Genomic DNA, 26,697 nt, shown 5'->3' with positions numbered 1-26,697 from the left:
CTTACATTTTAATGACAACCTTACCTGTAGCTTTATTTAAAGCACTTTCAAAGCCCTGTAGACAATCTTTAAAGGGCACAGTTTGTGCAATTAGTTTTTGGAAAGGGTAGCGGGCGTCTGCTGCGAGTAATAATATGGCTTCATAATTTGCTTGTGTAATGCCATAACTTCCTTTAATAGAGATCTCGCCACGAACGATTTGATCCATTGGAACAGAAAAACTAGCTGGATTAATGCCAACTAAAATGAGTTCACCACCTCTTTTTAAAAGGCGAAGGGCTGCATTTGGAATAGATGGATGTCCCGAACAATCAATAATAGCATCAAAACCTTTAAACTGTTCATGTGGAATATCCCCTGCGTTTTGATAAGTCTTTGAAACACCAATGTCTTTTGCTAGTTGAAGGCGATTTTCGTCAACCGCAGTACCCAACATCATCACTCGTTCATTACCAGCGCCTACTAATATGGCTGCTACACCTAATCCTATGGGACCTGGACCAACTATTAAAATCGACTTCTTCTCAAAGTTTTCTATTTTAGCCACTGCTGTATAGCTAACAGCTAGTGCCTCTGAAATCGCTGCTACTTCATCAGTTACTGTATCCTGGATAGGAATTAAATTCTTCTTGTCGACAACCATGTATTCTGCCATTCCGCCTGCTTCACGAAACCCATAACGTAATGCCTCGGTCGGCGTTTTTATATATTTATAATCATTGAAATCACAGCGATTACTTTCCCCTGCGAGGCAGAATTCACAACTACCACAGCTTTTATATGGGTTAATGACCATACGTTGTTGGGGGACTTCACCTTCACCGACGGCAACTACTGAACCAGTTACCTCATGACCTAAGACAAGTGGATAGGTTACCCAATCATAGCCTCCATGTCCATCATACATATGCAAATCACTTCCACAAATGCCCGCTGCATTTACTTTCAATAAGCTTTGATGGGGTTCTAACGCAGGTATTTTGTATGTCTCAAATTTAATATCTTTTGGAGCTGTTGTATTTTTCACTAGCGCTTCGTATTGCATTTAGTCATCCACCTCTCCATCCTGAGCTGATACTGCCCTAATAATATTTAATAGAACATCCTCTTTATGGGCTAGATATTGTTTTTTATCGATTGTAGACCAATCATAAAATCCTTCGTTTGTCTTCATGCCCAATTTTCTATTTACTATTAAGTCTTCATGAACAGGTAATGGTTCCGTACCATTCTCAAGCGTAGGATAAACATATTTGACAATAGCCATATGTGTATCCAGGCCATTAATATCACGCTGTTCGAGAGGGCCGGTATTAGCTAAACGAATCCCCAAACTCCATTTAGCGATGAAATCCAGTTCTTCTGATGACACTATGCCATTTTGGACAAGTGACATTGCCTCTCGTGAAAGTGCACTCTGAAGTCGGTTTGCCACAAATCCCTGAATTTCTTTTTTCAATAGTACAGGCTTTTTATTAATGGATTGTAGAAAATTCATTGTTTTTTGGATGTGATGTGATTCTGTGAAAGCACTTGGCACGACTTCTACTAAAGGAGTAATATGTGCTGGTGAAAAGAAATGCGTGCCAATCACTCTGTTTTTATGTTTTACGTTTTCCGCAATAGAGCTAATTAGATAGCTAGATGTGTTCGTACAAAAGGTAGTAGAAGTAGGGAAGTAGTCGTCAATTCTTTCGAAAAGCTGTTGCTTTGCTTGTAAATTTTCCGTAATAGCCTCGATAATAAAATCTACTTCGTTACATTCCTCGATTGTTTCTAAAAATTGTACTTCTTGAAATGTTTTATCTGCCATCAATTCCATACGCCGTGATGCAAACTCTTCTAATAACGACACTTTTACTTGTGCTTTTAAGAAATATTTTGTCAGTGCGGCCCCCATAAAGCCACCGCCAATTATGCATACATGTTGCAAAAGGAAACACCTCTTTAATCATTAAAAATGGCTTGAATACCTACTGCATAAATGCAGGTTGTTTTAATATCTTCTAATACTGCATCCGTTGCACCTAATTGAATCGCATTCGTTTTATGAATATTAATTCCTTTTGGGTATTGATCACAAAGGTTAATAGCATATAAAAGCAATTCCTTTAAATAACGTGAAACTACACCGTTACGAAGGGAAGTAGTACGTAAATTGCTATACTTTAATAATGTGTCGGGTGCATAATCTACTAAATACTGAATCCATTTTGGTAGTTGCTCAAACTCTGATTGATAATAGCTTACACAATCTTCTTGAGTTGAAAATGCAGATACATTCTGTGCCTCTATCGATGATTCAGTCTTTCCTGTTATTTCAATGGCCTTAGAAATAGCATCGATACCAGATAACCAAGTTGGGATTCCACGAGAAATAATTGCAGCAGAAATCAGTTCAGCAATCTCGTTGACCGTATTACCAGCATCAATCGCCACTTCTGTGAAATGAAGCATTGCTTGTTCTTCACGGCGAGCGGCAAATAAACCAACTAATAGTAAAGACTTTTCTTTTTTAGACAATGAAGAATCTTGAAGTAAAGAGTGCATAACTAAACCTCCGTTTATATAAAAGGGCCATTGTTATAAAAACAAGGCCCTTTTTTTATTAGAAAATGTTCAGACTTCAGCGCCTTTCCCCTCGGGAGGCCCACAGGAAGTGGGTCATGCAGTCGTTGCGACACGATGTCGCGAACTTAGACTGTATTCCTATAATAGGCGCTTGCGAATTTCTTGATTAGAATAGGTAAGACCAAGCTAGTGTAGCAACAATATAGACTATTCCTACATAAAACATGATCATTACTAAAAAGCCCATAATGTCTTTTAATTTTAAACGGGATAGTGCTAGTGCTGGTAAAATCCAAAATGGTTGGACTAAATCATTCCAAGCGTTACCAAGCATAACAGACATCGAAGTCTCTCCAAGTGAAGTTCCCAGTGCTTTTGCTGCATCAATCATGAAAGGTCCTTGTACAGCCCAGTGACCGCCCGCAGATGGAGCAAAGAAGTTGATGAAGAAAGAACTAATCAAGCCCCAAAACGGTAATGAATGTTGAGTAGAGATGTCAACGAATACTTTAGCTATTGTATCAACTAAGCCTGATGCAGCCATGATCGCCATAATACCAGCATAGAATGGGAATTGAAGAATGATACCAGATACCGTCTTAATACCATCTGATAGATGCTCCGTATATTTTGCAGGAGTACCAAGCAAAATAATCCCTAGGAATAAGATAATAAAGTTAAGAATATTTAAATCTAATGATTTTCCATTAGCAAAGTAAACAATGACGTAAATAATTCCTAAAGTACCAATCAAATAAGAAAGTACTCGGCTATTATTTAATTTGTTAGCAAATGTATTCTCTTCAAGTATTTTTACTTTTTCTTTTTTAGAATCTAAATATAAAGCAGGATCAATTTCAATAACGTTTTTTGCGTCTTTTGGATGAAGCATAGCGTTAAATAACGGTAATGTGATGAATAAGAAAATAGCTGTAAGAATCATTGGTAAACTAAAAATAGTTTCCGATAAAGCAATCAGACCCATATTTTCTTCCAAGAAATGGCCAGGTGTTGAAATTAAAATTGGAATAGAAGCTGAAAGACCTAAGCCATAAAATGTGAAACCAGAATAGGCGGCAGCAATAATCAATGGATAGTGGACACCTTTTACTTTTACTGCTAATTTTTTAGCGATAATACCACCAATTACAAGCCCGAAACCCCAGTTTAAGTAACTACCGATACCACCTACTAGTGTAGCAACAATAATAGCCGTCTTAGGTGTATGTACCTTACTTGCTATTTTATTTAAAAAGCGATCTGTAATAGGTGCTGTTGCTAATACATAACCCATAGCTAAAATTACAGCCATTTGCGTAGTGAAGGCTAAAAGATTCCAAAAGCCGCCACCCCATTCAGTTGTTAAATCGAGGAATGAGATATCTTCAATTAAAAGTGCTAAAATAAAAGTTAAAATCGTTAAACCAATTGCAAATACAAATGGGTCTGGCAAATATTTCTTCATTATGGAAGTGAAGAAATTCGTTAATCTTTCCATCATAAAATCCCCCTAAAAATTGTTAATAATTTGTTTGATAAGCGAACAAGTACTCCCGTAAAATGCTTTTGTTCCATTTGAGTAAGAATCTAAATTTGCATAAGAATGGCTAATTTTCAGAATAACTATGATAGAATATATCTAGTTAAATTAACGGAGGTTCTTATTTATGCAAAAATTAAATACTATACTAGTGACTGCGTATGCTAAAGCCCCACAAGGTACATCTATGTACGAGATCTATAAACACGCAGGGATTGTGCTTGAGATTGACCAACAAACACATAAAATAGTTGATGCTGAATTCACGTTTATTACTGGTTTAGCACAAGATTTCTTTAAACGAATGATCGTTGATTTTGACTTTACATCGGATGTAAATATATTAATTGAGCGTATTGAAGAGCATTATATAGCTCCATCAAGTGGATCTGTTATTGTTGCTTTAAAATCTGCACAGAAAAGATATTTAGAAAAGCTGGCTAAATAGATCAGTTAAACATTGTTACGTAATATTAAAGCGGTTTCATTTTTCTTAGAAAGAGAATTCTTAAAAAAGAATTCTCTTCTTATTTTGCTTGGCAATTTTCAACGATGGTTGTTATTCCAAGTCCACCGGCGATACAAAGGGTAACTAATCCATAACGCTTGCCGGTCCGGGCTAGTTCATGAATAAGCTTCGTCATTAAAATAGCACCAGTTGCACCAATTGGGTGTCCCATTGCAATAGCACCACCATTAGGGTTTACTTTGCTTTGGTCTAAACCTAGTTCTTCGATAACCGCTAATGACTGGGAAGCGAAGGCTTCATTAAGTTCGATCACATCAATATCCTCAATGGAAAGCCCAGCTTGTTTTAGTGCTTTTCGAGTTGCAGGAACTGGCCCAATACCCATAATAAAAGGGTCTACACCAGCAGCTGCTTGGGCGATGATTTTTACCTTAGGCTGAAGTCCTAGCGCTTCTGCTTTTTCTTTCGACATTATTAGAAGAGCCGCAGCTCCGTCATTACGACCACTTGAGTTAGCAGCAGTAACGGAACCCCCTTCACGAAAAACAGGTTTTAAAGTCGCTAGTTTTTCCAAAGGCGTCAACCGTGGGTGTTCATCCACCTGAAAGATTTCAGTCGATTTACGTGTTTTAATTTCGTAAGGGACAATTTGCTTTTCAAAGTAGCCATTTTTAATAGCGTTTTCTGTACGACTTTGGCTTTGAAACGCAAATACATCTTGTGCTTCACGAGAAATGGAGTATTTTTCAGCTAAGTTTTCAGCTGTCTCGCCCATAGTTTTTAGCCCATAGGATTCTGGTTGAGAGCCAGGCTGACTTTCCGTATTTGGATCTAATAGGAGACTATTTCCTACATTTAGCCCGTATCGAGCATTACGAATATAGTAAGGTGCTGTACTCATAGATTCTGTACCGCCTGCAATAATAACATCACTTAACCCTAGAGCTATCTGTTGTGCGGCATTATTAATAGATTGTAAGCCAGAACCACATTGACGATGCACTGTGTAACCTGGTACTTCAAGCGGTATGTCTGCACGTAATGAAGCAAGGCGGGCAACATTGGACTGATCTGCGCTCTGTTTTGCTTGACCTAAAATCACTTCATCCACTTCATTTGGGTCAATTTGCGTGCGAGCCAATAATTCTTTTATAACAGCAGCACCTAAGTAATCAGCAGTCTGATTCATTAGTGAACCGCCGAGTTTTCCAATTGCAGTACGAACTCCTTCTACAATTACTACTTCCTTCATGTGGCTTCCTCCTTATTTCAATGCATTGATGAAACGAGCTTCCGTATTTGCTTCAACTGTTTCTAAATCCACCCCTGGCATTAATTCAACTAAATGCAATTGACTGTCGATGAATTTAAAAACCGCTAAATCAGTAACTATGATGTCTACACTACGTGTAGAGGTAATAGGGTAATTACATTCCTTTAAGATTTTACTTTTTCCATCTTTTGATGTATGAGTCATGGTTACAATGACCTTGCGAGCTCCAACGAGTAAATCCATTGCGCCGCCGACACCAATAATATTTTTTCCTGGTACTGCCCAGTTAGCGATACGTGCGTGTTCATCTACTTGAAGAACCCCGAGTATTGCTACGTCCACATGACCACCGCGAATCATCGCAAAAGATGCTGCACTATCAAAATAAGAGGCACCAATAGCTTCTCCAACTGCAAATTTACCTGCATTGACGATGTTTGGGTCTATATCTTCTTCGTGTACATCTTCCACGCCGAGCATTCCATTTTCAGTGTGGAAGAAAACATGGTTATGTTCTACATAGTTGGCCACAAGTGTTGGAATCCCAATACCTAAGTTAATAATTTGCCCATGCTCTAATTCTTTGGCTGCACGTTTGGCAATAGCTTCTTGAATTGGATTAGCCATGTTCGATGACACCTTCCTTTGTCAAAATCTTTTTCGCTAAGATGACGCGATCAACGAATAGGTGGGGTGTAACGATTTCATCACTTTTTAGTTCGCCAACTTCTACAATTTCATCCACTTCCACAATTACCGTTTTAGCAGCAGTTGCCATAATAGGGTTAAAGTTGCGTGCAGTTTTGTAATATACAAGATTGCCTAATGTATCCGCTTGATAAGCACGAATAATTGCTACATCTGCCTTTAACGCCTCTTCTAGTACATATTCTCCGTCGTCAAACATTTTTGTTTCTTTACCTTTTGATAAATTTGTTCCATAAGAGGTTTTTGTATAATACCCAGCAATTCCTGCGCCACCTGCTCGAATGGATTCGGCTAATGTACCCTGTGGCAATAAATCGATTTCGATTTCACCACGTTGGAAAGCATCGCCTACGTCTCGATTTCCAGTAAAATAAGAGCCAATCGCTTTTTTTACTTTCTTTTGTTCAAGCAATTTTCCTAAGCCTTTACCTTGTTCACCGAGGTTATTACTAATAATGGTTAAGTCTTTTACCTCAAGTTCTACTAAAGTATCAATTAGTGTCAGAGGGCCACCTACAAGACCAAAGCCGCCAACCATTATCGTTTGACCAGTTTGGACACAATCTAGTGCCTCTTCCGCTGAGTTATAAATTTTCATTCTTTTTCACTCCGTTATTTTTGAATAAGTGCGTCACTGATTTCGAACCAGGAAGGAATACCGGCTGTCAAAAGACAAATGTATCCAAGTTCAGCTAAGCGAGGTTCATCTACGCCTTTTTCACGTGCTTGTTTTGCCCAGTAATCTGTTTCTGTATTTTGTAAAACCGTCGTGTAAATGCCTGTCATTAAAATGTATTTCATTTGTTCATTTACCATATTTGATTCAAGTAATTTAGCAGATAAAGCGTTTTCATCACCATTCACAAAAAGAGAGATGAGCTGTTCGTAGTAACTTTTACTTTCTTCGGTGGAAGCGAAATGTGCATAATAACGAACAATATCTACAGCTGTAGCATCATGTGGAATTTTTTCAGCATGTGTGCCAGTTAGCTCAAGTGCATACTCAAAAGATTGAAGACCTATTTGTAATGCTTTTTCTCCACCGTAGTTATAGGCAACAAGTAAATACTCAGCCAATTCTCCAAGAGTAGCACCGCCATCGATTGCACCTTTTGTATGGTAAACCATGCTTCGAGCATAATGTCGAGCTGAATTAATGCCAACTAGTAAAATATCTTTTTCTTTTACAGAAAGTACGCCCTCAGCCATTGCTGCACCACGTAATGCTGTGTAATGATCTAACATTGCCGGATTGTAATCATGCATTTTTTGTACCCATCCCGGTACAACATCATAAACTTTTTTAAAGTACTCTAATCCAGTTGCCATCTATTTTCACTCCTTAAACAAAATAAAAAGGCCACACTACTCTCATGAACACATAACATAAGTGTCATTTGAGAGTAATGAGGCCAACAGTCAAGTGGGGAAGAACAAAGAAAGGTTATTTCCTTGTAGCCACCTGATAGGCTTTATATAAGATTAATTAAATATTTACATAAAGTTCGACAAATTTCAATCTTTTTTTATAATTTATTTACAAAATCTTTTATCGTTGGGTTAACATCACTACGTTCTTCGAATACAAGTGTGTAATGATTGCTGTCAGACGTAACTTTATGAATATCTTTTGCGTATTGTTGTGTTTCAATATAAGATTCAGCTAAAAATAACGCAGGCATTGCACCAATACCACCTGTAGAATGTACTAATAACACTGGGCATTCTATATTAGCAAATATTTCCGCTGGTTTATATTCGTAGAAGCTTTGGAAGTCTTGTCGAATCTTTGTTTCATCGGATTTATTCTCCCAGTGCCCATCTACTTCAGCTATCTCATAGCGACCAACACTTTCCATATGCTCATCCCAAACTACTCCGAGATTGCTATAGATTTTTTTTATTTCCTCCAAATAGGCTTCTGCAGATTCATAATGTTTACTAATGCGTCCTAGAGAAGGCTCCACTATTTGTCGTTGATGATCCGTACATGTGGCAGCACCATCAAGTAAAATGACTCCTTTTACATCATCGCGTTTACTAGCGACATTTGCCATAATGAACCCACCCATTGAGTAGCCCATTAATATGGGATTTTGTATATTTAACGCATCAATTAGATCAATAATATCTTGCGTATGTTGCTCAATACCTGTATTTTCTGTAGCGGCGGAACTATTTCCACGACCTCGTAAATCGACAGAAATAAATCGGTAATTTCCTTTAAGTAATTCAGCATAATAATGTAGTTGTTTACTATTTCCTGTTAAGCCATGCGCTCCGATGATGACCCCTTGTGTTCCCTCATATTCAGCATAGGCTAGCGTACCACCATTGACTTCGATTGAACGATATTCCATATGTATCCTCCTTATGTTAAAAGTCTAAAATTATTTGTACACCTACTTTCAGAAAATGTCAAAATATTTTTATAGATTTAACGAAGAAAATGGCAGAATCCACATAGCATATATCTATTAAAAAGCCCGCCAATATTAAGGCAATCTTTGACAAGAGTGTAGTAAAATTGCATAATTCAGTCTGGCGATTTTGGGGCTAAAAAGTTATGCAAATATTTAAAGCACGGAAAGAAATGAAAAGTTGAATATTACTTAGAAAAACAGTTGGAACAAGTTACTTTTAAAGAACTAATAGTACCGATTAAATTTCTTGATAGTATTGATATATTGTTGCTTGCGTAGACTACTAATTAGAATCTATTGGATATTAATTTTTTGAGTGGAGCATATAAATTTGTTTCTTTAGTTCTTATGTTTACAATGGAATAGAAACTTTTCAAAGAAAGGACAAATCTTAAATGTCAACTATACAAATACCTATATCAGTCTTAAATTTGGCTCCAATTCGCAAAGGGCAAGGACCTAAAGAAGCCATTGATGCAATGGTTGACTTGGCGCAAGCAACGGAGAAAATGGGATATACAAGATACTGGATTGCGGAGCATCATAATACTCCAACACTAGTTAGCTCCGCTACCTCTATTTTAATAAAACATACATTAGAAAATACCGAACATATACGGATTGGATCAGGCGGAATAATGCTACCTAACCATTCTCCTTTAGTAGTTGCAGAACAATTTGGTACAATGGCGACCATCTATCCTAATCGATTAGACTTGGGTCTTGGACGGGCACCCGGTACTGACCAACTGACGGCAACTGCACTAAGACGATCTCAAAATAATTCTGTCTATACATTTCCAGAAGATGTAAAGTCATTGCTAACGTATTTTGGGCCTGAAGAGTTCCAAGGTTATACAAAAGCTTATCCAGGTGTCGGCACGAATATTCCTATTTATATTCTCGGTTCATCGACAGATTCAGCTGTGTTAGCCGCTAAATTAGGCCTGCCATATGTATTCGCAGCACACTTTGCACCAAGACATATGGAGGAGGCAATTTCAATTTATCGAAATAATTTTCAGCCTTCTTCATATTTAAATTCTCCGTATATGATTGTTTGTCTAAATGTGATTGCAGCTGAAAGTGATGAAGAGGCAAAGTTTGAATCGACAACAATGCAGCAATTTTTCTTGAATGTTGTACGTGGCTCACAAATGCCGTTAAGTCCTCCAGTTGAAAACATGGATTCCCTATGGAGCCCATCTGAAAAAGAAATGGCTACATCGATGTCCAGTATGATTATGTTAGGAGATAAAAATTCCATTCGAGAGCAGTTAACCAATTTTCAAGAGAAGTATGACGTGGATGAAATCATGGCAGTATCTTATATTTATGATCCTGCCAAACAGAAACGTTCATATGAAATTTTAAAAGAAGTCGTCGATGGCAATTAAAGAGGTAAATAGAAGAGCATGCTTTAACAATCAAAGCAGGCTCTATCTATTTTTCGTATTCATTATTAGCTTTTAAAAATCGTATTCGGCTTCTTTTGCTTCTCGAATTTTAGTATAGGTTTCCGTTAATACAACAGTATCTTCGACTAAACGATCGATTCTGAAGAAAACATCGTCATTAACGATTTCTTTCCGAATGAAATCCCTTTCTTCTATGAACACGTACGTTTGAACAATTTGAGATTTCATATACGATAATATAGGCTTTAGTTGTTGCTCTGCAATTAAGTAATGCTTGGCTGAACCTGCTGTTACAATCATACTCACCACTTTATCCCGAAAAGCATTAACGGGGAGCAAGTCAAAAATGTTTTTGAGTGTAGCAGGGATGGATGCTTGAAAAATAGGAGTTCCAATAATGATTGCATCGGCTTCCATAATTGTTTTTGCCACATACCCGGTGTCGCCCTCATATTCTAAATAATTCCGACCGTCACTGAATTGAACGTCATATTCTGCTAAATCTATTAACGTCACTTCTGCATCTGGATATTTTTCGGTGATAGTTTTAAATGTATAATTCATAGCAGTACGCGTTTTCGAGCCCACTCTAGAACCTGACAATCCTACAATTTTCATGTTTGGGGCCTCCTAATCTTTTGCTGTGTATTTTTTAATTGCCGGTAAGATTTCGGTACCGATCAATTCAATATTTTTTACTAATTTTTCATATGGTATACCACCAAAATCCATTTGTGCAATATAACGTTGGTGACCAAATAGTTCATGCTGATAGAGAATTTTTTCAATTATTTGCTGCGGGCTACCAATATTCATCACATCACGAGGATCTGCCCCTTGTGCAAAATGTTGTTTTGGATAGCCTCGTCCATTAATTAACTGCATCCCTTGATTCACGTAAGGGTAGGTCTCACTCTGTGCCTGTTGAGTGGTTTCGGCAGCATAGAAAAAGCCGGCAGTTGCAACTGGAAGAGTTGATGGATCAAAGCCGCTACGCTCGGAAGCCTCCCGGTAAGCATCAATAGTATATTTAAAGCTTGTAGCAGGTCCACCTAATGTAGCAAGCATCATCGGAACACCAGCGTAACCAGCCTTAATAGCACTAGCTGGAGGTCCCCCAACTGCACGCCAAATAGGTAATGAGCCGTTTTTAGGACGTGGAATTACTCTAGCGTTATTTAATGAAGCGCGGAATTTCCCGTTCCAATTGACAACTTCCTCTTCATTTATTTTCAATAACAGATCAAACTTTTCTTCATACAACTCTTCGTAATCGCGAACGTTATACCCCAACAAATCAAAAAGACCTACACGAGATGCACGTCCAGCTATAATTTCAGCTCGCCCTTTAGAAATTAAATCAATCGTTGAAAAATCCTCATACACACGAACAGGGTCAGACGTACTAATAATGGTAGAGGAGCTCGCGATTTTAATTTTACTAGTTGCCTGGGCTATTGCTGCTAACACAACAGAGTGTGCCTGCGTTGCAAAATACTCCTGATGGCTTTCTCCGACACTAAAAAAGTCTAAACCTGCTTGCTCCGCTAGCTTGGCCAAATCTATAATATCATGTATACGTTGTTCAGCTGAAATACGTTCACCTGTAAGTGGATCTGGGATATGGTCACCAAGAGTATACAGTCCAAATTCTAGACCCTTACTTTGGTCAATTCGATATTTTTCCATTTATATCAACCCTTCTATTAATAAGTATGTGTTATTTATTTCGTACTTACTTTACTTGTGTCTGATTTCACTATCTTGCTTTCAAATTTCTTTGATTGATGATAGTATAATCTGAAACAATATTTAATATAAGTACGTACTTAAAAGTGGTATAGTATACAAAAGGATACTAAGGAGCGAATATATATTGGAAATGCAGCCAGAACTATGTCGTGTAGAAGATGCTTTAGGTATATTAGTTGGGAAATGGAAGCCAATTATATTATTAATTCTATTGCAAAATGGAACAAAACGATTTAGCGATTTAAAAAGAAGCATACCAGGAATTACTCAAAAAATGCTTACAAATCAGCTTCGCGAATTAGAGGAAGAGGATATTATTACTCGTAAAGTGTACCCTCAAGTTCCTCCCAAAGTGGAATATTCCATCACGGAATACGGAAAGAGTTTAGAACCGATTTTAGTTGCAATGCATGATTGGGGAACAGCTCATACACTTCATAAAATGAAAAAAAGACAGCAGACTTTAGGGTAAACTGAAGTATTACCTACTTATGCAAGATAATGAAAACAATAATCTGTACCCTATAGAATGCCACTTAAAAAGTGTGATCTATAGGGTGCTTTTGTATAATGATAAAAATAGGCATTGGGAAGAAAGAGGTAGTGTGGGTTATGTGTGGTCGTTATACGTTATTTACAAATTACGAACAGCTTATGGATCGCTTTGATGTTGCTGTCGCAATGGATGAAGAGTTCTATGCACCAAGTTTCAATATTGCACCTTCCCAACAGGTTGTTGCAATTATCCATGATGGAAAAAGCAATCGCATGGGTCAACTAAAGTGGGGACTTGTTCCGTCCTGGTCAAAAGACGAAAAAATAGGTTATAAAATGATAAATGCTCGAGCAGAAACAGTAGATGAAAAGCCTAGTTTTCGTCAGGCATTCTTAAAAAGACGTTGTTTAATTCCTATGAATTCTTTTTATGAGTGGAAAACGACAACCTCTGGAAAAGTGCCAATGCTAATTAAAATGAAATCGGATGAACTTTTTACGGTTGCAGGATTATGGGAAATGTGGAAAGCGCCGGACGGTAAAAGTATTTACACTTGTACCCTTCTGACAACGGAAGCTAATACTTTAATGGAGGACATTCATCATCGTATGCCTGTTATATTTAAACAAGAGAATGAAAAGAATTGGTTGGATTCTCTTCAGAACATAGATGAATTAAAAAGCATGTTGGTGCCTTATGATGCTTCTTTAATGGAAGTCTTTCCTGTCTCAAGTGAGGTCAATTCACCAAAGAATAATCACATAGGGTTATTAAACTCATTATAAAAGGGGCCATATGAATGGTCCCTTTATTCTAGTGATATTATAACTTCTGATTGTATCCATGGAGGAGATAAGCTTAATTCGCGCACAGCCTTTTGATTTATCTTTATAGAAGGAATTCACACATTTTTATTGAATTAAGATAATGGTTGATTTTATAAATAATACTATAATAGATTCGACTTTGCACGGACGTTAATGGATAGAGGAGGTCCAGTCTTGGATAATTTTTGGAATAGGATAATTTATAAAATTTGGTCTCCTATGTATGATAAGTTTTTTAATTCGGGTGCTTTTTTAAATGGTCGAAAAGAAGTGTTTAAGGAAACACATTTTAAGAGCGGACAAAAAATACTATTTGTTGGTGTAGGCACTGGCGCTGACTTAGAATTAATAAACCATGCAAATTTTGAAATTACTGCAGTTGATTACTCGACAGAGATGTTAAACCAAGCAAGAACAAAATTTGTAGATTCCTCCATTCAATTTTTAGAGATGGATGCACAACATATGGAATTTGAAAGTGAATCGTTTGATTATATTGTTGCCAGTCTAATTCTTTCTGTAGTGCCTGATGCCGATAAATGCTTTAGGGAAATGACAAGAGTTTTAAAATCGGAAGGTGACATAATTATTTTTGATAAATTTGTTCCAAAAAATAAAAAGCTATCATTGCCCAAGTCAATACTAAGACCGATCATAAGGATTTTAGGAACTGATATAGGCTTAAGCTTCGAAGAACTTTTCATAAGAAATAATGAAAATATTTATATAAAAGAAGACAAGCCAGTTATGTTGAAAGGAATGTATAGAAAAATAGTAATTCACAAAAATTAACTGCCGCTGTTGTTTTTCCTTTTCTTTCTAATCCAAAAGGGCGTAATAATAATTAGGAACAAGACCATAAATCCATATAAATAACTCGAAGGAACATTTTTTACAATTCCAAAGACAATTGCTATCTCAATGGCAACTGCGGGAATCTTACCAATCGTACTTGCCCCCATGAAAAACCATCCACTAATGGAGGTCAATGAAGCTCCTGCGGTAACTAATCCGGATGGAACAAAAGGAATAATTCTAAATAAAATAACGAAGGAAAATACCTTCCAAGGAGAGCTGTTTTTTATTGCCTTAAAAATAGAATGATTAAACCATTCCTGCTGGACCTTTGAAAATCCCCAGCGATATAAATGAAACCCAAACAGTGCTCCGAGAATTTCTCCCGAAAATGTTAGAATGGTTCCCCATATTAAACCAAGTGCATCTATGTTTATGGCAGTAACGAAGAAACTTGGCACAAAACCAATTGCCCCAAGGAATAAATTCAACAGGAGTAATAAAAGGAATTGGAGGGGGCTACTCAATGTTGGAATATGTTGTATAAATTCTTCCATAGATTACGAACCACCTATCCTTTAGCTATTCCGTTCTCTTGCTGCATTATACATCGCTTTGTTAACAACATCAATCTAACCTTCTCCTAATTAGAATAGGAATAATTTTACTTCCTATATACATCTCCTAAATGTATTATTTATATGGTACAAACTAATAAAGGAAGTGTAGATATTGTCTAAACATAGATCAATAAACGACAATATTAAAAATAAATTAAAAGCTGATTGTGGAAACTGTTTTGGATTGTGTTGCGTAGCTTTACCTTACGCAAAATCAGCTGATTTTCCATTGGATAAAGACGGAGGTACTCCCTGTTCCAACTTGCAATCCGATTATCGCTGTGGAATACATCAAAACCTTAGAAATGAAGGATATAAAGGCTGTACAGTTTATGAATGCTTTGGCGCAGGGCAAAAAGTATCCCAGTTCACATATAAAGGGAATGATTGGAGAGATAATCCTTCAACCGCTAAGGAAATGTTCGATGTCTTTCCTATCATGCAGCAACTTCATGAAATACTTGTGTATTTAAGTGAAGCGCTTTGTCGAGAGGAGACAAAGCCTATATATAGAGATTTAGAAGAGGCTTTGGAAAAAACGGAGGAACTTACTCATTTGCCTCCTCAATCAATTTTAACTATTGATGTCCATGCCCACAGAGCGGCTGTTAACGAATTCCTTTTGCGAACAAGTGAACTTGTAAGATCTAAAGCTCCAATAAAGAAGCAGAAAAAGATTGGTCGGGGAATAGAGCTATTAGGAGCAAACTTAAGAGGAGCAGATCTTAGAGGAGCAAACCTTAGAGGTGCGTTTCTTATTGCGGCAAACTTGCAGAATGCGGATTTGAGGATGTCTGATTTTATCGGAGCAGACTTGAGAGACGCTGACATAAGTGGAGCAAATTTAACGGGAAGCATTTTTCTTACTCAAGCACAAATAAATGCTGCAAAAGGAGATAGAAATACTAAGTTACCATCCTCCTTAAAAACACCTTTTCATTGGACTAATTAAACAAATAATAGAGTGGTTGCTTTGTGAGGAATTTCTGAAAATAGTCAACACTCATCAAATAAAAGGGAGCTTACATAGAAATAGGAGAGCATCTATTTTTTAATTATCTCAAAAGCAGAATATAGCCGTAAGATTACCGAAAAGAAGGGTTGGTCGTGATGGAAGTTACGAACAACCCTTCAAAAAATTCTACGTTAATGATGTGGGAATATTGTTTTCAAAGGGAGCGATTAGCTCTTTTTTTTACCGAAAAGACCCATTAGTTGTTTCTAATTTAGTTCATTTAATATTATTTTTAAAATCAATCTAACGAGGAGCGTTCACATGAAAGCACTGATCTTTGAGGAGTTTGGTGGACCGGAAGTACTGCAATATAAAGAAGTTTCTGACCCTATCATGAAAGAAAATGAACTATTGATAAGAATGAAAGCGATTGGATTGAACTTTGCTGATATATACAGAAGAAAAGGAAATTATCATCTTGCAGGTCAGCCTCCATATATCTTGGGGTACGAAGGGGCGGGTGTAGTGGAGCAAGTAGGAAAGGATGTAACGACCTTGAAGGTTGGTGATCGAATTGCTTTTGCAGATGTCCCATTTGCTAATGCTGAATTGGTCACCGTTCCAATAGATAAAGTTATACCGTTACCGATTGATATTTCCTTTGAAACAGCTGCTTCAGTTTTACTCCAGGGCTTAACCGCCCATTATTTAACGAAAGATAGTTACAAAATTACAGCGAATGACACTATACTTGTGCATGCAGCTGCAGGTGGAGTTGGTCAAAATCTTATACAAATAGGTAAGCTTTTAGGAGCAAAAGTTATCGGGCTAACCTCCTCAGTAGAAAAATCAAAAGCTGCATCCACGGCAGGAGCAGATTTTGTGTTTTTATATAGCGAAGATTGGATTGAACAAATCAAAGACGTAACAAACGGTCTAGGGGTAGACGTGGTTTATGAATCAATCGGTTCTACCTTATTAGAAAGTTTTGAGGCTACAAAAGAAGGTGGAACAGTCGTATTTTATGGTATGTCGGGTGGCAATCCTGCTCCGATAGATCCGAGAATGCTAATGGATACTTCTAAAACACTTACAGGTGGGGATCTTTGGAACGTTCTAACTTCATTTGAGGAAAGAAAAATTCGTTCAACACAGCTATTTGAGTGGATTAAAGATGGGAAAATAAAAGTGAATGAACCGACAACGTACTCATTACAGGATGGTGCTCAAGCGCACGCCCTCTTAGAAAGTAGAATAAGTGTCGGGAAGATTTTATTAATACCTTAAAACAAAGTAATTGTGAAATGTATGTGACATTTTATAATAAAATTATTTATCTCGAAATCAAAGTAGTTTACAATCTAATAGACTATCTGTTAATATATCGTATGTTATCAATATAATTTTTGGAGGAATAACAAGTGAATATATTAGTAGTAAAAGCAAATAACCGTCCAGCTGCTGAAGCTGTTTCAAGTAAAATGTACGAAACATTTATGGAAAATATCGAAGGTGCAAATGTAACCACTTTTGATGTATTTAAAGAAGATATGCCTTACTTCGGTCAAGATCTTTTCAATGCTTTTGGAAAAGTTCAAAACGGTGAAGAATTAACTGACTTAGAAGCACGTCTTTTAGCTGCAAAACAAAAAGCTATGGACGCATTAACTGCTGCTGATGTAGTAGTATTCGCATTCCCTTTATGGAACTTAACAATTCCAGCACCATTACAAACGTTTATCGATTATGTGTACCAAGCTGGTTTCACATTCAAATACAGCGAAGAAGGTCAATTAGTAAGCTTAATGACTGATAAAAAAGCCGTTATTTTAAATGCACGTGGTGGCATTTACTCTTCTCCAGAAGCTGCACCAATGGAAATGTCTGCAAACTACATTAAAAATGTTGTTGGTGGTGTATTCGGTATGCAAATTACGGATGAAGTTATTATTGAAGGGCACAATGCAATGCCTGACAAAGCAGAAGAAATTATTGCAGCTGGTTTAGAAAAAGTAAGAGTAGTTGCTCGAAACCTTTCTAAACAATTAGTATAAATCTAATTATGAACTTATAAAAAACGTTCACAAGTCTAATGATGACTAGTGAACGTTTTTTTATATTTACAGGTCAAATGTTTATCCCATTTATATAAGGGAAAATACTTGATAATTAAATTGTTAAAAGGAGAGGTTATTTTGTATGGGTAAAATTGTTGCCGAGGTTGTAGTGGATCAACTGTCTTTATTGGGGGTTAAGCGAATTTACGGAGTTGTTGGGGATGCTATTATCGGGTTATTGGATGCCCTGGACAAACAGGAGAAGATTCAGTTTATCCCTGTGAAGCATGAGTCGGTTGCGGCATTTATGGCATCTGCTGAAGCTAAGCTAACGGGAAGACTTGCGGTTTGTACGGCTACGATGGGACCAGGGGCAGCAAATTTACTGAATGGCCTTGGGGATGCTTATTCGGATAAAGCACCTGTGCTAGCACTGACGGGCCAGGCACCACTAAATAAAATAGGTACAGACTATCAGCAATATGTTGATCAACAAGAACTGTTTAAACCATTTGCCACTTTTTCCGCAAATCTTGCTAGTGAGGATGCAATTGTGGATCTACTCGTCAAAGCGTCCCAAATTTCCTTAGAACAGCGAACGGTCACACATATATCAATTCCAAAGGATTTATTTCAAATAGAAACAAATAAGAAACCTCGAAAGTTACCGTCTGTGATAGAAGGAACGACCTCTTTTCAAATAGAAGATTTAAAAGAAATAGCGGAAGTAATGAAATCGGCAAAAAAACCTATGATTCTTGCTGGAGCAGGAGCTGTAAATGGATCTTCGTCTCTTGAAGAGCTTTCTAAAGCTTGGGGAGCAGGCATATTGGTAAGTCTAGGAGGAAAAGGAGTATTTAAGGAAGATACGCCACAACTTCTACAAGGAATCGGGGAAGGGGGAAATCCTCATGCAGCTGATGTATTCAAGGAAACTGATGTCGTTCTACTAGCAGGAGTGACATGGTGGCCAGAGGGCTATGTGCCTACAAATGCAAAGATTATTCAAATTGATACCCATTTTGAAAATGCTACAAAAGGTATTCCAGTTGAAATGGGTGTTAAAGGCAAAGTAGAGCATGTGGTTCCACTACTTTTACAAAGCTTAGTAGACTATCAGACGAATACCGAGTGGTTATCTCATATCGAAGAAACGAAAAGAAAATGGTCCAAACAAAACGAAGAAGAAGGTGAAAAATCTGGTTTCCCTGTCTCTCCTTCTCGCATTGTCCGAGCTATTGAAAAAACAATCGCTGAAGATGCGGTACTAACATTGGACACAGGAGATGTAACGGTTTGGTTTAACCGTAATTTCCGTCCTAATAGTCAGAGAGTATTATTTTCAGGCTATTGGCGCTCCATGGGCTTTGGACTTCCAGCTGCCATTGCCGCAAAACTGGAACAGCCTGAAAAGCAAGTGGTTGCTGTTGTAGGGGACGGTGGTATAGAGATGACGTTGGCTGATCTTCTAACTGCAACTCGCTTTAACTTGGATATCACAGTAATCGTATTTAACAATGGTTCTTTACAAATGGAAATAGATAAAATGCAAGCAGCTGGAGATAGAGAACTAGGTACACAATTAACGAATCCAGACTTCGTTAAAGTGGCGGAAGCATGCGGGTGGACTGGTCTCCGAGCAGAAATAGATAGTGAATTAGAAACAATTCTCGAACAAGCAATTAGAACAAATGGTCCGACCTTAGTTGATATTCCAACCGCTCAGGAGTTCTTTCCAGAAACAAAGTGAAGCTGTAAAAAGAATAAAAACAAATAAAGTCCTGTGTTCAACTCGCACAGGACTTTTCATTAAAATTATGATTCTTTCGCATTTGAAGGGGCTCTTACACCGAGTCGTTCTTGTTCTTGCTCTGCAAGAATTTCGTTGTCTTCTGCGTTATCGCGAGTGACTTTTTGTGTAAGTATTGCTCCAACTGCCACTAATATCATTACGGCGATATAATATCCCTTTTCATTGAGCTCTAAATTATCTGCATTATAAAGACCGATGCTAAACATGAAGACGCCAGCGAATAAAGTAAAATAGGATAATACCGTGAATGCCATTGTATTACGCCTTCTATACCTTCTATTATTCATAAAAATCTCCTTTCTTCATTTCTAATATATATTCAGTAGTAAGGAAAAATTACCCTTTATCTTTAATTTACAGGAAAGACGTTTTTCAAACAAGATGTTTTGTAAAGAAAGAAATCATTAAAAATTGCTTATATATTTTCAATTAATTCCTTGAAATATGAACCAGCAGTAACCATCTTCGCACCATACCAAAACATTTCTCCATCAACTAAAATTATTTTCGTGTTCGGAAGAAACGATTGAAATTCTACTACATGTTTTTCTTGGAAAGGAAACGGTTCGGATGCCAAAAAAAGAACGTCAAGGTTAGCCTTTGCAAATTCTTCCTTTGATACTACAGGATATCTGGGACCAACTTTTTCAAATGGATTATGAAAACCAAGCGTATGTAAAACATCATTAATATAGGTAGTTCCACCAACAACCATATAAGGCTTCCGCCAAATGACATATGCCGCTTTTTTCTTTTCGTTACCAGGAACTACAGGGAATGAAAATTTACATGAGGTTATAAGCTCTTCTGCTTTTTGTTCTCTATTAGTAAGTGCCCCCAATGTTCTTATAAAACGATATGCATCCTTGATTGACTGTACTTCTAAAACAAATACTGGTGCAATTTTTTCTAAAGCTTGCACAATCTCTTTTGTATTTTCTTCCTTTTCAGCTAGAATCAAATCAGGTTGTAATTCCCGTATTTTTTCTTCGTTTACTTCTTTTGTACCTCCCACTATTTCTACTTTTTCCACCTTCTTTTGAGGGAAAATGCAATATTTCGTACGGCCGATTATTTCATTTTCTAAACCTAAAGCAAATAATGTTTCTGTAATCGCAGGACAAATGGAAACAATGCGGTTGGGGGAAGAAGTGACCTTCACTTCTCTTCCAAGATGATCAGTTAATAAATTAGTCATTACATTTCTCCTATTCTTTAAAAATATATAACTTCATACTTCGATATCCTCTAAAAATTGTCCTCTAAATCATACAATACTATTCTATCGTAACAATATAATGCAAGCGCTTGCATTATAGTTGTGGAAAGATTAGAATATTTCTAACACTTGGTAAAAATGGGATGGTGAAAGAAATGGAGCCTTGGTGGAAGCGTAGTGTCGTCTATCAAATTTATCCAAGAAGTTTTATGGATTCCAACGGAGATGGAGTCGGTGATTTACAAGGTATTATCTCAAAAATGGATTATTTGAAGAAACTAGGTATAGGTATTATTTGGCTGAGTCCAGTCTATGATTCTCCTAATGATGATAATGGCTATGACATTCGAGACTATCAAACGATCATGCAAGAGTTTGGAACAATGCAGGATTTTGAACAGCTGATTGAGGAAGCGAAACAAAGAGATATTCGAATTGTGATGGATCTAGTTGTGAACCATACTTCAGACGAGCATGCATGGTTTGTTGAATCGCGTTCATCAAAGGATTCTAACTATCGCGATTATTATATTTGGAGGGATGGTAAAGGGGCACAACCTCCAAATAATTGGGGCTCTATATTTTCGGGACCGGCATGGGAAAAGGATGAATTGACAGACTCTTATTACCTTCATTTATTCTCGAAAAAACAGCCAGATTTAAATTGGGAGCACGGGCCGCTTCGAAATAATATTTTTGATATGATGACGTTTTGGTTAGAAAAAGGAATTGGCGGCTTTCGGATGGATGTCATTAACTTTATTTCAAAGGACGAGAAACTTCCTGACGGAGAGATTCACCATGAACAAGGATATGGTGATGGAAGTACTTATTTTATGAATGGGCCAAAAATTCATACATATCTACGGGAAATGAATGAGAAGGTTTTAAGTCGTTATGATGTATTAACTGTAGGAGAAATGCCTGGAGCTTCAACAGAAGATGCTCGAATCTATACAAATCCAGAAAACCAAGAAGTGAATATGATCTTTACATTTGAGCATATGAATTTAGATAGTGGCCCTAATGAGAAATGGGATGTTCGACCATTAGAATTAGTAGCATTAAAACGGAACCTCGAAAAATGGCAGCATGCACTGCATGAAGTAGGGTGGAACAGTCTTTATTGGAATAATCATGACCAACCTCGAGTCGTTTCCCGTTTTGGTGAAGATGGTGCATTTCGAGAAGTATCAGCTAAAATGTTGGCTATTTGTCTTCATATGCTTCAAGGGACACCTTATATATACCAGGGTGAAGAGTTAGGAATGACGAATGTAAAGTTTGATAGTTTAAGTGAGTATCGTGATATTGAAACGCTGAATATGTACAAGGAAAAGCGTCAGCAGGGAATTGCTCATGAAACAATTATGTCTAGTATTTATGCAAAGGGTAGAGATAACGCACGTACGCCAATGCAGTGGACATCTAACGGAGGTTTTACGACGGGTACACCATGGATTCGGATGAATACGAATACTTCTTTTATTAATGCGGAACAAGCCATTGCAGACCCATCGTCCATTTTTTATACGTATCAAAGGCTAATCCAATTAAGGAAAATACATGCTATCATCACGCATGGTAGCTTTCAATTATTGTTACCTGATCACCCGGATCTGTTTGTGTACAAACGACAAACAGCCGAAGAAGAATGGCTAATTGTAAACAATTTTTCAGAGAAAACAAACCAACTTGTGTGGAAGGAATGTAACCTTCCTCAAACCAAAGGAAACATTATGATAGCTAACTATGATTCTCCTAAATTAGAGGGAGATATGGTTGAAGTACGTCCTTACGAGTCGTTTGTGATTGCTTTTGAAAGGGGAAAGTAGATTGAAGAAAGTTCTTGGTGTTGATATTGGAGGAACAAAAATAAGAATTGGTGTTGTAAGTGAGTCTGGAAACGTTATAGAGGATACAACTATTCCAACTGTTTTACCGCTATATCCTTATTTAGAAGAGCAAGTGTTAAAAATGATGGAGAATTATCCCGATTTATTGGGGATTGGAATAGGTACTAGAGGAATGGTCGACGCCAAAACAGGAGTTGTAACCTTTGAGACAGAACTTGAAGGCTGGCAGGGCACCCCTGTAAAAGCTCAACTAGAGGCAGCAACAGGTTTACGTGTGGAGATTAACAATGATGCAAATTGCGCTGCGCTTGCAGAAGGAAAACTTGGTGCAGCAAAAGACTTCGAAAGAGTAGTTTGTTTAACAGTAGGAACTAAACTTGGAGGCGGCTTCGTTTTTGATGGAAAAGTGGAAAACGGAGTACATGGTGGAGCAGGAGAAGTAGGTCACTTAATCTTATATCCGCATGGCCTACTTTGTGGCTGTGGTAGACAGGGATGCAGTGAACAATATGTCTCTGGTACTGCATTAAAAAGATTAATAGAAGAGGAAAATGTCATCGATCCTGATACAGGGAAACTGGCAATATCCCATCAACTGTTTCGTCTAGCATCTACAGGACTTTCAAGTGCTATAACAGTACGCAATCGATTTCTTTCGGATTTTGCAATTGTTATATCTAATCTCCAAGCAGTGTTAGATATGGATTGCGTTGTAATTGGCGGAGGGGTTGCTGATTCGGCTGATGATTGGTGGGAGAACCTGCTTACTATGGTAGAACCACTTAAACTAAAACCATTAGAAATAAAGCGTGCCAATTTTGGAAATGAAGCAGGAATGCTTGGAGCGGCCATGCTTGTTATGGATATGATTTAATAGAAAAAACGTTTTGTTCATTGGGGGCAAAACGTTTTTTATTCGTAATCGGATGGCTAAGAAGAAAAATCGGGCGGTTGACCTGAATAATCGGATGGCTCAACCAAATAATCGGATGGTTCATCAGTAAAATCGGATGGTTCGACCGAATAATCGGATATGGTCTACTCATATCTTCCTTTACCAAAAAAAGTAGTGCAACCATTTATTGGTGTGCACTACTTTTTTTCAATATCCAGGTTTCTTAAGTATTTTAAACATATTTGTTTTATACCCTTCTACTCCTGGTTGGTTAAATGGATTGATGTCGAGTAAGTATGCACTATACGCACAGGCCATCATATAAAAATATAATAAGTGGCCAAGATTACGCTCATCTATTTGTTCCATTGTAATAGTAATTTGGGGAACTCCGCCATGCAAATGTGCAGATGCTGTTGCTTCGTGACATGCAGCATTAAATTCATGAAGTGTAAGGCCACTTAAATAATTCAGTTCGTCCCCGTCATTTTCTGCTTCCAAAACAATCAAATCAACATCCGTCTTTTCAACCATTAAAAATGTTTCGAACAACATACGTTTACCGTCTTGAATGTATTGACCTAGGGAATGCAGATCCGTTGAATAAAGAACAGACGAAGGGTAGATTCCTTTCCCTTCTTTTCCTTCACTTTCTCCGAATAATTGTTTCCACCATTCTTGTACATATTTTAACTTCTCGTCAAAAGTTGCCAAGATTTCGACAGCATAGCCCTTATCATATAAATGCTTGCGGATAACAGCATATTGAATTGCACGATTCGATTTTGTATCAAATTTAGCAAATTCCTGTTCTGCTATTTTTGCGCCATTGATCAGTTGATCGATATCGAAACCTGCAGTGGCAATTGGTAACAAACCAACCGCCGTCAAAACGGAATAGCGACCTCCAATACTATCAGGTACAACATAACGTTGATATCCTTTTTCTACTGCCAGTGTAAGCAAAGCACCTTTTTCTTGGTCAGTTGTGACGATGATACGTTTTGCAGCTTTATCGCCATATCGTTTTTCCATGTACTGTTGTAAAAAACGAAATGCGATTGCGGGTTCGGATGTCGTTCCTGATTTTGAAATGACGTTCAATGTAACATCTTTATCGTCTAAATATGTCATTAATTGCTTTAAATATTCACCACTTACTAGGTGTCCAGCGAAGATTACTTCTGTCTCTTTAGTTTTTTGAAATGGTGTAGATAACGCCTCTATTACTGCTTTCGATCCTAAGTAGGATCCTCCAATACCTATGACAACCAACACATCAGAATGAGAACGAATTCGCTCAGCCGTTTCTTTTATATCGTTTAAAAAATCTTGGCTCAAAGTGCTCGGCCAATCTAACCAACCTAAAAAATCTGCACCTTCTGAAGATTTCGTTTGAATTCCTTTATGTATTGCTTCTAATTTGTTTTCTAACTCAGGTGTAAGGAGCTCAAGGTAGTCTCCAGAATAATTTATGGAAATATTCATGCTTATCCCCTTTATACAGCATATTTTTCTAACTTTTATTTTACCATTGTTTAGAAAATAAATCGCACATATTGATGCATTTCAAAGGAGTGAGGAGAAGAAGTTAGGGACATACACCAAAAACAATTAAACCAACCAAAAAAATCACATTTTGCATTAACGCAGAATGTGATTTTTTCTTCTTAAAACATTGGGAAAATATATGAAATTAGGAACCAAAGAACACCAAAGAAGATAATGAGATAAGCAGCATATTTAATAAATGTCGCACCTACTAAACCAGTATCTGTTTTTTCTTCCCGATGGACTTCTACACGTTTTTCTTCATCCATTTCTCTTCACTCCATCCCTGTATATTCTTGTAATCTACATACCCTGTAAATACCAATGTAAACAAATAAAAGCACACATTTGGTAATCTACCAAAATGTGTACTTTGTAATGTAACATCATATTTATTGAACTTCCATATGCAAATCACCAGTTTTAGCTAGTCCTTTAACTTTTAACAAATGATACACGGAAAGAGAAATAAGAGCTGGTAAAGCTACTCCTAATACAAGGTACATCAGGAGAACACCTATACCTTGATTAGCCAAGATATTAAGAGGAGCAATAAAAGAATTTAGTCCAAGTCCAGCTAAAGTGTATGGAACCTGGAAGTTAAAAACCAATATGGTGATTGGTGCACAAATAACAGAAGCAAGAAATGGACCAATAACAAGTCTTGGGTTTTTAACAATATTCGGAACTTGCACTTTAGGTGTTAAAAAAGACTGCGCAATATTTGCACCAAGATCATTTTGTTTCCATGACATCGCTGTCCACCCTGCAAACTGAGCAGTACATCCAATTAATGCAGCTGCGCTGGAAACAGGGTCGAGTTGTAATGCAATTGCAATTGCAGCAGATGAAGCAGGGGACATAAGGAAAATACTCCAAACAAGTGCGATAACAATTGAACCCATAAGAGGGGAACCTGTTACAGAATTCGCTATAAATCTACTTAATGATTCTAATAGTGGAGTTGTTACTGTGGCTAAACCAACACCGGCGACACCTCCAATCAGTATAGATGCGAATGGGATAGCTAGCATATCTAACTTTGTCTTACCGGCAATGCGTTTTCCAACCCAGATAGCAACGATTGCAGCCAAAACGGCGCTAATCGGTTGTCCTGTAGTGAGTACCCAGGTACCCTCTGCACTAAGGTGCAAAGCATTAGCACCTACAGTACTACAAGCCATCGCACTAAATATTACTAATGTATTTCCGCCAAGTTGGTAGGCGATACCAGCTCCTATAGCAGGAGCTAACATAAGCTGTGCAGCCTTTCCAATTACTAAAAAGCCCTCCCAACCTGTAAATGTTCTAAATGTTTCTATAAGAAGACCGATCCCTAGAGTGACAAGAACTGCATTTGCTAATCCTTGGGAACCCTTGTACATTCGGTTGACCAAATATTCTTTCGTCGACTGCTTCATTATGTATTCCTCCTAATATATAGTATTAAATATATTAC

At 37.4% G+C, this 26,697-nt stretch carries 28 protein-coding genes; 11 read left to right on the top strand and 17 right to left on the bottom strand.

Annotated features, from left to right (window positions below; translation table 11 throughout):
• Window position 1 precedes the first annotated feature (1 nt).
• The 4 genes from AN959_RS11020 to AN959_RS11005 all read right to left on the bottom strand — a co-directional run bounded on the left by AN959_RS11020 (window position 2) and on the right by AN959_RS11005 (window position 4,069).
• Entirely contained in the window at window positions 2-1,045 is a 1,044-nt protein-coding gene (locus tag AN959_RS11020; RefSeq protein WP_056830794.1) for a zinc-binding dehydrogenase, read from the bottom strand.
• Window positions 1,046-1,933, bottom strand: coding sequence for a 3-hydroxyacyl-CoA dehydrogenase NAD-binding domain-containing protein (locus tag AN959_RS11015; protein ID WP_056830792.1), 888 nt, complete (start codon window positions 1,931-1,933; stop codon window positions 1,046-1,048).
• Window positions 1,934-1,947: 14 nt separating this feature from the next.
• Window positions 1,948-2,550, bottom strand: a complete 603-nt coding sequence (locus AN959_RS11010) for a carboxymuconolactone decarboxylase family protein (protein WP_056830791.1) — start codon at window positions 2,548-2,550, stop codon at window positions 1,948-1,950.
• A gap of 187 nt (window positions 2,551-2,737) precedes the next feature.
• Window positions 2,738-4,069 carry a short-chain fatty acid transporter gene (locus AN959_RS11005; RefSeq protein WP_056830789.1) on the bottom strand — a complete coding sequence of 444 codons (1,332 nt, stop codon included), beginning with the start codon at window positions 4,067-4,069 and terminating at the stop codon, window positions 2,738-2,740.
• 169 nt (window positions 4,070-4,238) lie between these two features.
• On the opposite strand from AN959_RS11005, the gene AN959_RS11000 reads away from it, so the two are divergent.
• On the top strand, window positions 4,239-4,559 hold the full coding sequence (locus tag AN959_RS11000) for a DUF3870 domain-containing protein (protein WP_053591428.1): 321 nt from the start codon (window positions 4,239-4,241) through the stop codon (window positions 4,557-4,559).
• 79 nt (window positions 4,560-4,638) lie between these two features.
• Here AN959_RS11000 and AN959_RS10995 read toward each other — a convergent pair whose 3' ends face one another.
• The 5 genes from AN959_RS10995 to AN959_RS10975 form a co-directional block, all read right to left on the bottom strand.
• Window positions 4,639-5,832 carry a thiolase family protein gene (locus tag AN959_RS10995; RefSeq protein WP_056830787.1) on the bottom strand — a complete coding sequence of 398 codons (1,194 nt, stop codon included), beginning with the start codon at window positions 5,830-5,832 and terminating at the stop codon, window positions 4,639-4,641.
• 12 nt (window positions 5,833-5,844) lie between these two features.
• Entirely contained in the window at window positions 5,845-6,480 is a 636-nt protein-coding gene (locus AN959_RS10990; RefSeq protein WP_056830785.1) for a 3-oxoacid CoA-transferase subunit B, read from the bottom strand.
• Window positions 6,473-7,159 (bottom strand): CoA transferase subunit A, encoded by a 687-nt coding sequence (locus AN959_RS10985; protein WP_053591431.1) that lies wholly within the window; start codon window positions 7,157-7,159, stop codon window positions 6,473-6,475. Before AN959_RS10985 ends, AN959_RS10990 begins: the two co-directional genes overlap by 8 nt.
• Before the next feature lie 14 nt (window positions 7,160-7,173).
• Window positions 7,174-7,890 (bottom strand): carboxymuconolactone decarboxylase family protein, encoded by a 717-nt coding sequence (locus tag AN959_RS10980; RefSeq protein ID WP_056830783.1) that lies wholly within the window; start codon window positions 7,888-7,890, stop codon window positions 7,174-7,176.
• Between the two features lie 197 nt (window positions 7,891-8,087).
• Window positions 8,088-8,921, bottom strand: coding sequence for an alpha/beta fold hydrolase (locus AN959_RS10975; RefSeq protein WP_056830781.1), 834 nt, complete (start codon window positions 8,919-8,921; stop codon window positions 8,088-8,090).
• Window positions 8,922-9,379: 458 nt separating this feature from the next.
• Here AN959_RS10975 and AN959_RS10970 point away from each other — a divergent pair, with 458 nt between their 5' ends.
• Window positions 9,380-10,381: an LLM class flavin-dependent oxidoreductase gene (locus AN959_RS10970; protein WP_053591434.1), complete on the top strand. Its 1,002-nt coding sequence runs from the start codon at window positions 9,380-9,382 to the stop codon at window positions 10,379-10,381.
• Between the two features lie 72 nt (window positions 10,382-10,453).
• On the opposite strand, the gene AN959_RS10965 is transcribed toward AN959_RS10970, so the two are convergent.
• Window positions 10,454-11,020 carry an NADPH-dependent FMN reductase gene (locus AN959_RS10965; protein WP_053591435.1) on the bottom strand — a complete coding sequence of 189 codons (567 nt, stop codon included), beginning with the start codon at window positions 11,018-11,020 and terminating at the stop codon, window positions 10,454-10,456.
• Between the two features lie 12 nt (window positions 11,021-11,032).
• Entirely contained in the window at window positions 11,033-12,091 is a 1,059-nt protein-coding gene (locus AN959_RS10960; protein WP_056830779.1) for an LLM class flavin-dependent oxidoreductase, read from the bottom strand.
• Window positions 12,092-12,278: 187 nt separating this feature from the next.
• Between AN959_RS10960 and AN959_RS10955 the strand changes: the two genes are divergently transcribed.
• The 3 genes from AN959_RS10955 to AN959_RS10945 all read left to right on the top strand — a co-directional run bounded on the left by AN959_RS10955 (window position 12,279) and on the right by AN959_RS10945 (window position 14,269).
• A complete protein-coding gene (locus AN959_RS10955) occupies window positions 12,279-12,626 on the top strand; it encodes a helix-turn-helix domain-containing protein (protein ID WP_056830777.1) in 348 nt (115 codons plus the stop codon).
• 140 nt (window positions 12,627-12,766) lie between these two features.
• Window positions 12,767-13,435: an SOS response-associated peptidase gene (locus AN959_RS10950; protein WP_056831140.1), complete on the top strand. Its 669-nt coding sequence runs from the start codon at window positions 12,767-12,769 to the stop codon at window positions 13,433-13,435.
• A 216-nt stretch (window positions 13,436-13,651) separates the two neighbouring features.
• Window positions 13,652-14,269, top strand: coding sequence for a class I SAM-dependent methyltransferase (locus AN959_RS10945; protein WP_056830775.1), 618 nt, complete (start codon window positions 13,652-13,654; stop codon window positions 14,267-14,269).
• Here AN959_RS10945 and AN959_RS10940 read toward each other — a convergent pair.
• Complete coding sequence (locus AN959_RS10940) at window positions 14,266-14,829, bottom strand: TVP38/TMEM64 family protein (RefSeq protein WP_056830773.1); 564 nt, start codon at window positions 14,827-14,829, stop codon at window positions 14,266-14,268. The two genes, AN959_RS10945 and AN959_RS10940, sit on opposite strands and share 4 nt — an antisense overlap.
• A 175-nt stretch (window positions 14,830-15,004) precedes the next feature.
• On the opposite strand from AN959_RS10940, the gene AN959_RS10935 reads away from it, so the two are divergent.
• From AN959_RS10935 to AN959_RS10920, 4 genes are all read left to right on the top strand, one after another.
• A complete protein-coding gene (locus AN959_RS10935) occupies window positions 15,005-15,844 on the top strand; it encodes a pentapeptide repeat-containing protein (RefSeq protein WP_056830771.1) in 840 nt (279 codons plus the stop codon).
• 324 nt (window positions 15,845-16,168) lie between these two features.
• Window positions 16,169-17,134 carry a quinone oxidoreductase gene (locus AN959_RS10930; RefSeq protein ID WP_056830769.1) on the top strand — a complete coding sequence of 322 codons (966 nt, stop codon included), beginning with the start codon at window positions 16,169-16,171 and terminating at the stop codon, window positions 17,132-17,134.
• Between the two features lie 134 nt (window positions 17,135-17,268).
• On the top strand, window positions 17,269-17,901 hold the full coding sequence (locus AN959_RS10925) for an FMN-dependent NADH-azoreductase (protein WP_056830767.1): 633 nt from the start codon (window positions 17,269-17,271) through the stop codon (window positions 17,899-17,901).
• A gap of 145 nt (window positions 17,902-18,046) precedes the next feature.
• Entirely contained in the window at window positions 18,047-19,654 is a 1,608-nt protein-coding gene (locus AN959_RS10920; RefSeq protein WP_056830765.1) for a thiamine pyrophosphate-binding protein, read from the top strand.
• 65 nt (window positions 19,655-19,719) lie between these two features.
• Here AN959_RS10920 and AN959_RS10915 read toward each other — a convergent pair whose 3' ends face one another.
• Both AN959_RS10915 and AN959_RS10910 read right to left on the bottom strand, forming a co-directional pair.
• Complete coding sequence (locus AN959_RS10915; protein WP_053591444.1) at window positions 19,720-20,004, bottom strand: YiaA/YiaB family inner membrane protein; 285 nt, start codon at window positions 20,002-20,004, stop codon at window positions 19,720-19,722.
• Between the two features lie 128 nt (window positions 20,005-20,132).
• Window positions 20,133-20,915 carry an ABC transporter substrate-binding protein gene (locus AN959_RS10910; protein ID WP_056830763.1) on the bottom strand — a complete coding sequence of 261 codons (783 nt, stop codon included), beginning with the start codon at window positions 20,913-20,915 and terminating at the stop codon, window positions 20,133-20,135.
• 167 nt (window positions 20,916-21,082) lie between these two features.
• On the opposite strand from AN959_RS10910, the gene AN959_RS10905 reads away from it, so the two are divergent.
• Together AN959_RS10905 and AN959_RS10900 are read left to right on the top strand one after the other, a co-directional pair.
• The gene (locus AN959_RS10905) at window positions 21,083-22,771 is read left to right on the top strand and encodes an alpha-glucosidase (protein ID WP_056831139.1); all 1,689 of its coding nucleotides are present in this window, start codon (window positions 21,083-21,085) and stop codon (window positions 22,769-22,771) included.
• Window position 22,772: 1 nt separating this feature from the next.
• Entirely contained in the window at window positions 22,773-23,666 is an 894-nt protein-coding gene (locus tag AN959_RS10900; RefSeq protein WP_056830761.1) for an ROK family protein, read from the top strand.
• Window positions 23,667-23,894: 228 nt separating this feature from the next.
• On the opposite strand, the gene AN959_RS10895 is transcribed toward AN959_RS10900, so the two are convergent.
• The 3 genes from AN959_RS10895 to AN959_RS10890 form a co-directional block, all read right to left on the bottom strand.
• The gene (locus tag AN959_RS10895; protein ID WP_056830759.1) at window positions 23,895-25,175 is read right to left on the bottom strand and encodes a glucose-6-phosphate isomerase; all 1,281 of its coding nucleotides are present in this window, start codon (window positions 25,173-25,175) and stop codon (window positions 23,895-23,897) included.
• Between the two features lie 182 nt (window positions 25,176-25,357).
• A complete protein-coding gene (locus AN959_RS21340) occupies window positions 25,358-25,507 on the bottom strand; it encodes a hypothetical protein (RefSeq protein ID WP_172794361.1) in 150 nt (49 codons plus the stop codon).
• 123 nt (window positions 25,508-25,630) lie between these two features.
• On the bottom strand, window positions 25,631-26,659 hold the full coding sequence (locus tag AN959_RS10890) for a PTS transporter subunit IIC (protein WP_056830757.1): 1,029 nt from the start codon (window positions 26,657-26,659) through the stop codon (window positions 25,631-25,633).
• Window positions 26,660-26,697 lie beyond the last annotated feature (38 nt).

The organism is Psychrobacillus sp. FJAT-21963, assembly GCF_001420585.1.
Taxonomy (GTDB): domain Bacteria; phylum Bacillota; class Bacilli; order Bacillales_A; family Planococcaceae; genus Psychrobacillus.
The sequence above is the reverse complement of the archived record's forward strand: the minus strand, read 5'-3'. Positions and strand labels throughout refer to the sequence as shown.

Excerpts from the sequence above, each read along its gene's own strand:
- AN959_RS11020 (WP_056830794.1), bottom strand. The coding sequence starts at position 1,045 with ATGCAATACGAAGCGCTAGTGAAAAATACAACAGCTCCAAAAGATATT.
- AN959_RS11010 (WP_056830791.1), bottom strand. The coding sequence starts at position 2,550 with ATGCACTCTTTACTTCAAGATTCTTCATTGTCTAAAAAAGAAAAGTCT.
- AN959_RS11005 (WP_056830789.1), bottom strand. The coding sequence starts at position 4,069 with ATGGAAAGATTAACGAATTTCTTCACTTCCATAATGAAGAAATATTTG.
- AN959_RS11000 (WP_053591428.1), top strand. The coding sequence starts at position 4,239 with ATGCAAAAATTAAATACTATACTAGTGACTGCGTATGCTAAAGCCCCA.
- AN959_RS10995 (WP_056830787.1), bottom strand. The coding sequence starts at position 5,832 with ATGAAGGAAGTAGTAATTGTAGAAGGAGTTCGTACTGCAATTGGAAAA.
- AN959_RS10990 (WP_056830785.1), bottom strand. The coding sequence starts at position 6,480 with ATGGCTAATCCAATTCAAGAAGCTATTGCCAAACGTGCAGCCAAAGAA.
- AN959_RS10985 (WP_053591431.1), bottom strand. The coding sequence starts at position 7,159 with ATGAAAATTTATAACTCAGCGGAAGAGGCACTAGATTGTGTCCAAACT.
- AN959_RS10980 (WP_056830783.1), bottom strand. The coding sequence starts at position 7,890 with ATGGCAACTGGATTAGAGTACTTTAAAAAAGTTTATGATGTTGTACCG.
- AN959_RS10975 (WP_056830781.1), bottom strand. The coding sequence starts at position 8,921 with ATGGAATATCGTTCAATCGAAGTCAATGGTGGTACGCTAGCCTATGCT.
- AN959_RS10970 (WP_053591434.1), top strand. The coding sequence starts at position 9,380 with ATGTCAACTATACAAATACCTATATCAGTCTTAAATTTGGCTCCAATT.
- AN959_RS10965 (WP_053591435.1), bottom strand. The coding sequence starts at position 11,020 with ATGAAAATTGTAGGATTGTCAGGTTCTAGAGTGGGCTCGAAAACGCGT.
- AN959_RS10960 (WP_056830779.1), bottom strand. The coding sequence starts at position 12,091 with ATGGAAAAATATCGAATTGACCAAAGTAAGGGTCTAGAATTTGGACTG.
- AN959_RS10950 (WP_056831140.1), top strand. The coding sequence starts at position 12,767 with ATGTGTGGTCGTTATACGTTATTTACAAATTACGAACAGCTTATGGAT.
- AN959_RS10940 (WP_056830773.1), bottom strand. The coding sequence starts at position 14,829 with ATGGAAGAATTTATACAACATATTCCAACATTGAGTAGCCCCCTCCAA.
- AN959_RS10930 (WP_056830769.1), top strand. The coding sequence starts at position 16,169 with ATGAAAGCACTGATCTTTGAGGAGTTTGGTGGACCGGAAGTACTGCAA.
- AN959_RS10920 (WP_056830765.1), top strand. The coding sequence starts at position 18,047 with ATGGGTAAAATTGTTGCCGAGGTTGTAGTGGATCAACTGTCTTTATTG.
- AN959_RS10915 (WP_053591444.1), bottom strand. The coding sequence starts at position 20,004 with ATGAATAATAGAAGGTATAGAAGGCGTAATACAATGGCATTCACGGTA.
- AN959_RS10910 (WP_056830763.1), bottom strand. The coding sequence starts at position 20,915 with ATGACTAATTTATTAACTGATCATCTTGGAAGAGAAGTGAAGGTCACT.
- AN959_RS10895 (WP_056830759.1), bottom strand. The coding sequence starts at position 25,175 with ATGAATATTTCCATAAATTATTCTGGAGACTACCTTGAGCTCCTTACA.
- AN959_RS21340 (WP_172794361.1), bottom strand. The coding sequence starts at position 25,507 with ATGGATGAAGAAAAACGTGTAGAAGTCCATCGGGAAGAAAAAACAGAT.
- AN959_RS10890 (WP_056830757.1), bottom strand. The coding sequence starts at position 26,659 with ATGAAGCAGTCGACGAAAGAATATTTGGTCAACCGAATGTACAAGGGT.